General features: G+C 32.0%; 7 protein-coding genes and 1 pseudogene. All 8 read right to left on the reverse strand.

The window, feature by feature from the left end; all coding sequences use genetic code 11:
- Positions 1–61: 61 nt before the first annotated feature.
- Positions 62–2,017 carry a primosomal protein N' gene (gene priA / locus ABXT72_RS06595; protein WP_415278151.1) on the reverse strand — a complete coding sequence of 652 codons (1,956 nt, stop codon included), beginning with the start codon at positions 2,015–2,017 and terminating at the stop codon, positions 62–64.
- A 22-nt stretch (positions 2,018–2,039) separates the two neighbouring features.
- On the reverse strand, positions 2,040–3,440 hold the full coding sequence (lpdA, locus tag ABXT72_RS06600; RefSeq protein WP_415278152.1) for a dihydrolipoyl dehydrogenase: 1,401 nt from the start codon (positions 3,438–3,440) through the stop codon (positions 2,040–2,042).
- Entirely contained in the window at positions 3,441–4,718 is a 1,278-nt protein-coding gene (gene odhB, locus ABXT72_RS06605; RefSeq protein ID WP_415278153.1) for a 2-oxoglutarate dehydrogenase complex dihydrolipoyllysine-residue succinyltransferase, read from the reverse strand.
- Between the two features lie 2 nt (positions 4,719–4,720).
- Positions 4,721–7,624 carry a 2-oxoglutarate dehydrogenase E1 component gene (locus tag ABXT72_RS06610; protein WP_415278154.1) on the reverse strand — a complete coding sequence of 968 codons (2,904 nt, stop codon included), beginning with the start codon at positions 7,622–7,624 and terminating at the stop codon, positions 4,721–4,723.
- A gap of 34 nt (positions 7,625–7,658) precedes the next feature.
- The gene (gene sucD / locus ABXT72_RS06615) at positions 7,659–8,534 is read right to left on the reverse strand and encodes a succinate--CoA ligase subunit alpha (RefSeq protein ID WP_169035888.1); all 876 of its coding nucleotides are present in this window, start codon (positions 8,532–8,534) and stop codon (positions 7,659–7,661) included.
- Between the two features lies 1 nt (position 8,535).
- A complete protein-coding gene (gene sucC / locus ABXT72_RS06620; protein ID WP_415278155.1) occupies positions 8,536–9,696 on the reverse strand; it encodes an ADP-forming succinate--CoA ligase subunit beta in 1,161 nt (386 codons plus the stop codon).
- A 3-nt stretch (positions 9,697–9,699) separates the two neighbouring features.
- A complete protein-coding gene (mdh, locus tag ABXT72_RS06625; protein ID WP_415278156.1) occupies positions 9,700–10,662 on the reverse strand; it encodes a malate dehydrogenase in 963 nt (320 codons plus the stop codon).
- A gap of 7 nt (positions 10,663–10,669) precedes the next feature.
- A pseudogene (locus ABXT72_RS06630) lies at positions 10,670–12,164 on the reverse strand (CoA-acylating methylmalonate-semialdehyde dehydrogenase).
- Positions 12,165–12,168: the final 4 nt, after the last annotated feature.

The raw sequence follows: 12,168 nt of genomic DNA on the forward strand, positions 1-12,168 counted from the left end.
TTAACATATGACCCTATTCTCTTCAAGTCACACATTGTCTAAAAGTGTTATTTTTTGACCGTTAATTGAAGTTTATTGGATCAACATCAACTGTTAGTTTCATTCCAGTGGGAAATTTGAATTTTTCAATGGTTTTGGCTAATGAATTCTGCACTTTTAGAGATTTTCTACCTCTGATCAAAAGTCTTACTCTGAACTTTCTTTTTAATCTAAATATAGGTGCATTCACAGGGCCAAGAACCCTTCCTTCGACAGCACTTTCTATAAAAACTTTAAACTTATAAGCCTCTTTTTCAAGTTCTCTTTCATTGCTGCCAGTAATTATTAAAGCAATAAATCTCTGAAACGGTGGAAGATTATTTTCCCTTCTAATTTCAAGTTCTTTATCTAAAAAAATATCAGGATCTTTATTTGTAATGTCTGTTATCATTTTGGTATCTAAATTATAAGTTTGAAAATAAACAGTTGCTGGCTTTCCTGTTCTTCCTGCTCTACCTGAAAGTTGGTGATATAATTGTAAATTCTTTTCTGCGCCCCGTAAGTCATGGCCTTGTGATGATAAATCGATATCAACAACAACAATACAATTTAAACTAGGAAAGTGGAATCCTTTAGAAATTAATTGAGTTCCAATTAAAATTTGAATTTTATTATCTATAATTTTTTCCAGAACATCTGCTGAACTTTTTTTATTCATTGTATCGCTAGAAAATATAGTTGTTTCCTTGGTGGGGAAAATTTTTTTTACTTCTTCAGATATCCTTTCAACTCCAGGCCCACTAAAAATAAAATCACATTTTCCCTCTTTAGAGCAATCTCTATTTAGTAAAGCTTTGTATCCACAGTAGTGACATAATAAATTTTGTTTGTTTTTGTGATAAACCAAATTTATTGAACAATTTGGACATGAGTAACTAGTAAAACATTTTTTACATAATACATGGGGTGAAAATCCTCTTCTATTTAAAAAAAATAATACTTGATCTTTTTTTTCAAGATGAAATTTTACTTTCTCAATTGTTTCTTTTGATATCCAAGATTGAGATTCTAACTTTGAATTATTAAGATTAATTATTTCATATTTTGGTAAAGATGCATTTAAATATCTTTGATCAAGTTTTGATAAACTGTATTTGCCTTTTTTAATATTGTCATAAGTTTCAATAGAGGGGACAGCTGTTATTAAATTAATTGGAATATTTTCAAAGGATGCTCTAGAAATTGCCATGTCTCTTGCATTATAAGTTACTCCCTCATCTTGTTTATAAGATTGATCATGTTCTTCATCAACAATGATTAATCCTAGTTTTTTAAAAGGTAAAAACAATGAGGACCGAGCACCAATTACAACTTGAATTTTATCATTTGCTATTCCACTCCAAATAATTTCTTTATTTTTTTTTGTAATACCTGAGTGCCACACAGCAGGCTTGAATCCAAAAAATTCTATAAATTTATTTTGAAATTGTCCTGTTAATCCAATTTCTGGCAGTAGAATTAACCCTTGAAAACCCTTATTAATTATCTCTTTTAAAGCCTCAAAATAAACCATCGTTTTACCAGACCCTGTAGTGCCCTGTAAAACATGAACTCTAAATTTTTGATTTAATACATTCATTTTTTTTAATGAATCTTTTTGCTCTTTAGAAAGTTTTATTTCATTTTCTTTGATGTCAATTTTGAATGACTCATAAGCTTCAATTGGTAACTTTTCTATAGCACCACTACTTAGTAATAATAACTTTAATGCCATACCTTTAGGTGTCATATTGTATACTGAAAACCAGTTTAAGAATTTAATTGTATTTTTCTTTAATGACGGAACATCTAATTTTCTTAAAACTGTTTTAATTGCAAAATTTTTATTTGTTTTTTTTTCAAAGTCATCCCACACAACTCCCGTCACTTCTGACTTTCCAAAGGGTACCACTACATAGTCCCCAACTTTTAAAGTTAAATCAGAATTGTATGTAAAGGGATGATTAAAAATATTTGGTATAAGAATCGGTACTTTCATATCTTTATAATATGAAAATACTTTAAGAGTGTATTGCTCTTTTATCTACTGATAACGCTGCTTCTTTTACTGCTTCAGAAAATGTTGGGTGTGCATGACATGTTCTTGCGATATCTTCAGCGCTAGCACCAAACTCCATTGCAACTCCAATTTCTCCAATTAATTCACCTGCATGAGGTCCAATAATATGTGCTCCTAGAACTCTATCTGTTTTTTCATCAGCTAGGATTTTAACAAAACCTTCTGCTTCATCAATTGCTTTGGCTCTTGAATTTGCCATAAATGAAAATTTACCAATTTTGTATTTTATATTTGCTTCTTTTAATTGCTCTTCTGTTTTCCCAATTGAAGCAACTTCTGGTGTTGTGTAAATAACTCCAGGAATGATATCATAATTAACATGTCCTGATTGTCCTGCGATATTTTCTGCAACTGCAATACCTTCATCTTCAGCTTTGTGCGCTAACATTGGTCCATCTATTACATCACCAATTGCATAAACATTACTTACATTTGTTTGAAAGCTTTTATTTGTTATAATTCTTTTCTTTTCATCCAATTCAACACCAATTGCTTCTAAATTTAAATTGTTAGTGTTAGGTTTTCTGCCAACAGATATAAGAACAACATCACAATCAAAATTTATTTTTTTTCCATCTTTGTCAGATGTTGAAACACTAGCTCCATTGGTGTTTTTAGTAATTCCCTCTACTTTAGTTTGCATGTGGAAGTTAATTCCTTGTTTCTTTAAAATTTTCATAAATTCTGAAGATATTTCTCTATCCATTCCTGGCGTAATATGATCAAGAAATTCTACCACATGAACTTCAGCACCTAATCTAGACCAAACAGATCCCATCTCTAATCCTATATAACCTCCACCAACTACAACCATTTTTTTTGGAACCGATTGCAGAATTAATGCACCTGTTGAAGATATAATTATTTTTTCATCAAATTTCATTCCTGGCAATTCTACTGGTACAGATCCTGTACTAATTACCGTTTTATCTGCTTCAATTATAGTTTCTTTTTTTTGATCATCTAATATTGAGATTTTATTTGCAGATTTAAAGCTTCCAGTGCCCTTAAAATAAGTGACTTTATTTTTCTTAAATAAAAATTCTACACCTTTAGTTAATATTGTTACTGCTTTATCCTTATTTTGCATCATTTTTTGAAGATTAAGTTTTACCTCACCCACTTCTATGCCAAGTTTAGAAAAATTTTGTGCCTTATGATAATTTTCAGAAATATTTAATAAATTTTTAGAAGGTATGCACCCAACATTTAAACAAGTTCCACCTAATGAACCTCTTGATTCTATACATGCTGTTTTAAGTCCCAATTGTGCCAATCTTATTGCACAAACATAACCTCCCGGACCACCACCTATTACAACTGCTTGAAATTTATCTGACATTTAAATATTTAAAAATAACCTTCTTGGATCCTCTAAGTTTTCTTTAACCATTTTTAAGAACGATACTGACTCTTTTCCGTCTATAATTCTGTGATCATAAGACAAGGCAAGATACATAATAGGTCTAATTTTAATCTCACCATCAACTACCATTGGTCTCTCAACTATATTGTGCATACCTAACACACCAGATTGAGGTAAATTTAATATTGGAGTAGATAACATTGAGCCATAAACTCCACCATTACTAATTGTAAAAGTTCCACCTTGAAGGTCTTCTATGGTTATTTTTCCATCTCTAGCTTTTTCAGAAATAGTTTTAATATTTTTTTCGATATCAGCAAATGATAATTGATCTGCATCTCTTAATACTGGTACTACTAATCCCTTTTCAGTTCCTACTGCAAAACTCATATTATAATAATTTTTATAAATAATTTCGTCTCCGTCAATTTCAGCATTAACTGATGGGTACATTTTTAGTGCTGCAACACATGCTTTTACAAAAAATGACATAAACCCTAATTTAATTCCATACCTGCTTTGGAAGTCTTCCTGGTTCTCTTTTCTCATTTCCATTATACCAGTCATATCAACTTCATTAAAGGTTGTTAATAATGCTGCATTTTCTTGTGCTTGTTTTAATCTTTTTGCAATTGTCTGTCTAAGCCTAGACATTTTAATTCTCTCTTCTTGACCATATTTAATTTTTCTTTCTGATGGTTGTGGGTTCTCTCCCATCATGCTAATTAGGTCACCTTTAAGAATTCTACCCTCTTTACCAGAGCCACTAACTTTTTTTAAATCAATTTTATTTTCAACTACCATTTTTCTTACAGCTGGTGAAAGTATTTCATTATTTTTATTTGAAGAATCGGTTTTCTCTTCTTTAACCTCGTTGGTTAATATTAAAGGTTCTTCCTCCTCAGGTTCTTTAAAAACTTTAGGAACTTCTTTTTTAATTTCTAAATTAACTACATTATTTTCAGTTTTTTTAGGTTCAATTTTTGTAATTATTTTTTTTTCAGATGGTTGAGTTCCATTTTGACTTATCGTACCAAGAAGAGCACCTACTTCTACAGTTTCACCATCTTTTGAAGATATTTCAGATAAAACTCCATCTATGGGAGATGGAACTTCTAAATTAACTTTATCAGTTTCTAATTCTACAATTGCCTCATCTGCTTGAACTGTATCACCCTCTTGCTTAAGCCACTTAGCGACTGTCGCCTCAGTAATGCTTTCTCCTAGAACTGGTACTAAAATTTTTTCACTCATTTTTATTCAAAAACCTTGTTAATAATTTCTTGTTGTTGTGAAATATGCCTTTTTGCAAACCCTGTTGCAGGAGATGCGTCTGGACTTCTTCCTATATAAGAAATTTCCTTATTATTAGCGTTAATAGTTTCTAATGTCCATTGTATATAATCCCTTACAGAAAACCATGCTCCCATATTTTTTGGTTCTTCCTGGCACCAATAAAATTTAGCATTTTTTGCATACTTTTTGATTTCTTTAACTAAACTTTTAACTGGAAAAGGATAAAGTTGTTCAACTCTGTACAACACTACATCATCCTTTTTCAATTTCTCTCTGGCATCTAGCAGATCAAAATAAACTTTTCCTGAACATAGAATTACTTTTTTAATTTTTGAGCTTTCTTTTAATTTTATAAATCCATTTTCTTCATCTAGTGCATGATCCCATAAAATTCTGTGGAAAAATGTATCTTTATCAAAGTCTTCTATATTTGAAACACAGTGTTTGTTTCTTAATAAAGATTTTGGAGTCATTATTATTAGTGGCTTTCTAAATTCTCTATGCATTTGACGTCTTAAAGCATGAAAGTAGTTTGCAGGTGTTGTACAATTTACTATCTGCATATTATCATTAGCACATAGTTGTAAAAACCTTTCTAGTCTTGCTGAAGAGTGTTCTGGTCCTTGGCCTTCATAACCATGAGGTAGAAGCATTACTAGCCCAGATGCCCTTGTCCATTTTCTCTCTCCTGATGCTATAAATTGATCTATTACTACTTGTGCGCCATTTGCAAAATCACCAAATTGTGCTTCCCACATTGTTAGAGTGTTTGGCTGAACTAAACTATAACCATATTCAAAACCTAAAACTGCTAATTCTGATAAAAAACTATCTACTATTTCATATCGTTTTTGAACTTTTGAAATATTATTTAGAGGAACATATCTAGAGTTATCTTCTTGATTTCTTAGAACTGAGTGTCTTTGACTAAACGTTCCTCTTCCTGAATCTTGCCCAACCAATCTTACTGGATAACCTTCTTCTAATAATGAGCCAAATGCCAAAGCTTCAGCTGTTGACCAATCTATACCTTTGCCATCTGATACTGATGCTCTTCTAGTATTTAAAATTTTAATTATAGTTTTGTGTAAATTTAATTCCTCTGGTGTTGAATTAATCTTTTCTGAAATTTCTAAAAGTTTTTTCTGGTCAAAACCACTTACACCTCTTTTATCCTTTCCTTTTTCTGGTTTATATCTTGACCAACTTCCCTCATACCATTCAATTTTTGGTTTATAATCTTTTGCATTTTTGTATTGATCATCTAGTAAGCTTTTAAACTCAGTTTTAAACCTTTTAAGTTCATCCTCTGAAAGTGTATTTTCATTTACTAATTTGCTTCCATATACTTCTACTGGTGTAGGGTGTGATCTAATTTTTTTATACATTAATGGTTGAGTAAATGAAGGTTCATCTCCTTCATTATGACCAAACCTTCTGTAGCAGATTATATCAACAACAACGTCTCTGTTAAATTTTAATCTAAATTCTGTTGCAATTCTTGTCGCATAAACAACTGCTTCTGGGTCATCACCATTTACGTGAAGTATTGGGGCATCTACCATTTTTGCAACATCTGATGGATATGGTGATGATCTTGCAAACCTTGGGCTTGTAGTAAAACCTATTTGATTATTAACAATAAAATGAATTGTTCCACCCGTATTATGGCCAGGCAAGCCAGACATTGCAAAACATTCAGCCACAACACCTTGGCCTGCAAATGCTGCATCACCATGTATTAAAATAGGTAAAACTTTATTTCTTTCTTTGTCTTCATGAAAAAATTGTTTTCCTCTTGTCTGTCCTAATACAACAGGATTAACTGCCTCTAAGTGCGAGGGGTTATCTGTAAGACCAACATGTATAGAATTTCCATCAAATTTTCTATCCGACGATGCTCCTAAATGGTATTTTACGTCTCCCGCTCCTTCTTCTCCTGTTGTTTGAACGTCTCCCGCAAATTCATTGAATATTCTTTTGTATGATTTTTGTAAAACGTTTGCTAGCACGTTGAGCCTACCTCTGTGAGACATTCCAATTTTAACTTCTTTAGCTTCTGATTGACCAGCAATTTTAATAATTTGTTCTAAAGCAGGGATTAAGCTTTCTCCTCCATCCAATCCAAATCTTTTTGTACCAACATATTTTGTATGTAAAAATTTTTCAAATCCCTCAGCTTGAATAAGTTTGTTTAAAATAGCTTCTTTACCATTCTTTGTAAATTGAAGAAAGTTCTCATCCTGCTCAATTCTATCTCTAAGCCATTTTCTTTCAGTTGGGTTTGATATATGCATATATTCATAACCAATTGGCCCACAATAAGTTTTGTTTAAAAAACTTAATATTTCTCTTACAGTAGAGTGCTCTTTATTTATTACACCATCTAAATAAATTTTCTCCTTATAATCTTCTTTTTTGAACCCATAATATTCAGGATGTAATTCATCCAAATACTCTGTTTTCATCATTCCAAGTGGGTCAAGCTTTGCTAATAAATGTCCCCTTTGTCTATAGGCCCTAATTAATGCAACAGCTCTAATTGAGTTAAGATTACTTTTGATTGAATCTTTTGAATTAACTTTTGTATCATTACTTCCATTAGAAAGTTTTTTTTCATCTTCTTCGATTCTTTTTTCAATTTCATCAATATCAATTTTTTGTTTTATACTCCATGATGGTCCATTAATTTCCTTGGCAATCACACTTAGATCTTCACCTATACCCTCAAAGTAATGCTGCCAACTTTCAGGGAGATCTTTGTCTTTATTGATAAATCTTAAATACATTTGTTCTATAAATGCACTATTTGATTTACTAAGAAATGACGTTTTCTCGAATTCGAGATTTTTTGATGATGACATCTATTTTATTGATATAATATCAGATAAATAATTTTCAATTAGATAATTTATTAAATAATGTTTTGCCTAGTTCAGACGGTGATTTTGCAATTGTAATCCCACATTCTTCCATTTTTTTAATCTTATCCTCTGCTCCACCCTTACCACCTGAGATAATAGCTCCTGCGTGCCCCATAGTTCTTCCGGGGGGTGCTGTTATTCCAGCTACAAATCCAACCATTGGCTTTTTTATTTTGTGGTTTTTAACAAATTCAGCTGCTTCTTCTTCTGCAGAACCACCAATTTCTCCTATCATAAGAATAGATTCCGTCTCATCATCATTTAAAAATAAATCCAAACAATCAATAAAGTTTGTTCCATTTATTGGATCTCCACCAATACCTATACAAGTAGATTGTCCTAATCCGTTTTCAGTTGTTTGTGCAACCGCTTCATAAGTTAAAGTTCCAGATCTTGAAACAATTCCCACAGAACCTTTCTTGTGAATATTTCCAGGCATAATTCCAATTTTACATTCATCAGGAGTAATTATTCCTGGACAGTTAGGTCCTATCAATCTGCTTTTTGAATTATTTAATTTTTGTTTGACACGAAGCATATCTTGAATTGGTATACCTTCAGTAATACAAACTATAAGCTCAATAGATGCATCAATAGCTTCTATTATGGCTGCTGCTGCGAATTTTGCTGGCACATAAATCATAGTTGCATCTGCACCAACTTCTTTTTTAGCTTCAGCTACAGTATTAAATACTGGACGTTCAAGATGTTTTTGTCCTCCTTTTTTGGGAGTAACTCCACCTACAAGATTTGTTCCATATTTTAATGCTTGTTCAGAATGAAAAGTACCATGTGCACCTGTAAAACCTTGACATATAACTTTTGTATTTTTATTAATTAAAACTGACATTCTATTTTATAGCCTCTACTATTTTTTTTGCAGCATCATCTAAATTTTCTGCTGAAATTAATTTTAATCCTGAATTATCTAAAATTTCTTTTCCTTCTTTAAAGTTTGTTCCTGCAAGTCTAACTACTAATGGAACGCTTATATTTATCTCTTTAGCAGCATCAACAACACCTTGAGCAAGAACATCACATCTCATTATTCCACCAAAAATGTTTATTAATATGCCTTTAACGTTTTTATCTGAAAGAATTATTTTTAACGCAGCAGAAACTTTTTCTTTTGAAGCTCCACCACCAACATCTAGAAAATTTGCTGGCTCTTCACCATATAATTTAATTATATCCATTGTTGCCATTGCTAAACCTGCTCCATTAACCATACAACCAATGCTTCCATCTAATTTTATATAAGCAAGATCATGTTTGCTCGCTTCTATTTCTGCTGGATCTTCTTCATTTAAATCTCTTAACTCTATAATTTCAGGATGTCTAAATAGCGCGTTAGAATCAAAATTAACCTTTGCGTCTAAGCAGATTATATTTTTTTCTTTAGTTAATATTAGTGGGTTAACCTCAACCATATTAGCATCCGTGCCTAAAAACATATTATATACTGATTTAATTAGTGCTATTGCTTGCTTTTTTGCATCATCAGTTAAACTATAAATTTTAATTATTTTCTCACAATCAGCATCTGAGATTTCATTAACAATATCTACTTTTGTTGTTATAATTTTTTCAGGCGTTTTATCTGCAACCTCTTCAATATCCATTCCACCTTGATCACTAGAAATAAATACAATTTTTGAACTTGCTCTATCAATTAAGCACGATAGATAAAATTCTTTATCTATGTTGGAAGATACTTCCACATATAATCTTTTTACTTCTCTACCTTCAGGGCCAGTTTGATGTGTTACAAGTGTTTTTCCCAATAATTCTTTTGCTGCAACACCTAGCTCTTCAATAGTATCTAAAATTTTTACACCTCCTGCTTTACCTCTTCCACCAGCATGGATTTGTGCTTTCAATACAAACTTTTCTGTTTTTAATGATTTTGCTTTTTCAAGCAACTCATCAACTGTGAAACCAAAAACACCTTCAGGCACAACTGCTCCATATTCTTTTAGGATTTTTTTTGCTTGGTGTTCATGAATGTTCATGATTTATTTAGATAGGTCTGGGTCTATTTTTGATGCAGCTTCCCATAATGCTTTCACAGCATCTATCGAGTGCATAAATTCTTTTTTTTCTTTTTCATCCAAGTCAATTTGCTCTATTTTTTCAACACCAGCTTTACCAATTATTACTGGTACACCGGCATAAACATCACTAACTCCATATTCTCCATTTAAATGAACTGCACATGGAAGTAATTTTTTTTCATCTTTTAAATATGCTTCTGCCATTTGCACTCCCGAAGCTGCTGGTGCATAAAATGCAGAACCTTTTTCTAAATATTTAACAATCTCAGCTCCTCCATCTCTAGTTCTTTGGTTAATTTCTTCTAATCTTTCTAGAGATATTTTTCCTTCTTTAACTAAGTCTAGTAATGGCTTACCTAAAACTTTTGTGAATCTTGGTAAAGGAACCATTGTATCTCCATGACCTCCCATAACCATTGCTTCAATTTCTTTTACAGGAACATTCAACTCTAAAGATAAAAACAATTTAAATCTCGAGCTATCTAAAATTCCTGCCATTCCAACTACTTTATTTGCTGGTAACCCTGAAAATTTTTGAAAGGCCATCACCATGACGTCTAACGGATTAGTGATACATATAACAAATGCATTAGGTGCATTTTTTTTAACACCTTCTGCTACTTGTTTAATAATTTTTAAATTAATACCTAATAAATCATCCCTACTCATTCCTGGTTTTCTTGGAATGCCTGCAGTGATTATTATTACATCAGAATCTTTTATATCTTCATAGTTGTCTGTTCCTGAAAATTTTACATTAAAGCCATCAACAGAAGAAGATTGAGCAATATCTAAAGCTTTACCTTTAGCTATGCCACTTGCAACGTCAAACAATACAACTTCATTAGCAACTTCTTTAGTTCCAATTAAGTGAGCTAAAGTGCCCCCAATTTGACCTGCTCCTATTAAAGATATTTTTTTCATTTTTTCCTTATTTCATTGTTGGCATGATAAATTCTGGATTAGATCTTATTCCAGAGGGCCATCTTGATGTTACTGTTTTAAGTTTTGTATAAAATTTAATTCCTTCAGCACCATGCATTGCACTGTCTCCAAATAATGATCTTTTCCATCCACCAAAACTATGAAAAGCCATTGGCACAGGTATTGGAACATTAATTCCAACCATACCGACTTGAATTTTACTAGCAAATGTTCTGGCTGAATCACCATCTCTTGTATAAATGCTTACTCCATTACCATACTCATGATCATTAATTAGTTTTGTTGCTTCTTCAAAAGTTTTAACTCTTATGACTGATAAAACAGGTCCAAATATTTCTTCTTTATAAATTCTCATATCTTTTTTAACATGATCAAATAAACAGCCGCCTATAAAGAAGCCATTTTCATATCCTTGAAGTTTTATATTTCTTCCATCAACAATTAATTTAGCACCTTCTTCAACTCCAAGATCAACGTAACTTTTTACTTTTTCTAAATGTTCTTTAGTAACTAGTGGACCCATCTCAGATGTTTTGTCCATACCAGGCCCTACCTTCAATGCTTCAGCTTTTTTTGATAAACGAGCAACTAACTCATCTCCTATATCACCTACAGCTACTGCTACTGATTGTGCCATACATCTTTCTCCTGCTGACCCATATGCAGCACCCATTAATCCATTTACTGCGCCATCAAGGTCACAGTCAGGCATTACAACTAAATGGTTTTTTGCACCACCTAAAGCTTGAACTCTTTTTTCATTTTTTGCAGAATTTTCATAGATATATTTAGCAATTGGTGTTGAACCTACAAAGCTTACAGCTTTGACATCTTTGTTTGTTAAGATTGCATCAACAGAACTCTTTATCTCCATTAACAACATTAAAAACACCATCTGGTAATCCAGCTTCTGTTAGTAGTTCTGCAAGTCTTAGTGGACAAGATGGATCTTTTTCTGATGGTTTTAAAATAAATGTATTACCACAAGCTATAGCAATAGGAAACATCCACATCGGTACCATTGCTGGAAAATTAAAAGGTGTAATACCAGCAACTACTCCGAGTGGTTGACGCATTGACCAGCTATCCACATTAGTTCCTACATTTTCTGAAAATTCTCCTTTAAGTAAATGTGGAATTCCACATGCAAACTCAACTACTTCTAGTCCTCTTGTTAAAGAACCTTTGGCATCTTCATAAACTTTACCATGTTCTGAAACTATTAATTTTGTAAGTTCATCAGTATTTTTTTCTATTAACTCTTTAAATTTGAACATCACTCTTGCTCTTTGAAGGGGGGGTTTCTGTGACCAAGTTTCAAAAGCTTTTTTTGCTACTTCTACAGCTTGATCAAGGTCAGTTTTGCTAGCTAACCTTACTTCGGATTCTTGTTCACCCGTTGCAGGATTGAAAATTTTGCTTTTTCTGTCAGATGAGCCTGAAATTAGCTTTCCACCAACAAAATGTTCTAATAAATTCATGAAT

Source organism: Candidatus Pelagibacter sp. Uisw_094 (genome assembly GCF_047729535.1).
GTDB lineage: Bacteria > Pseudomonadota > Alphaproteobacteria > Pelagibacterales > Pelagibacteraceae > Pelagibacter.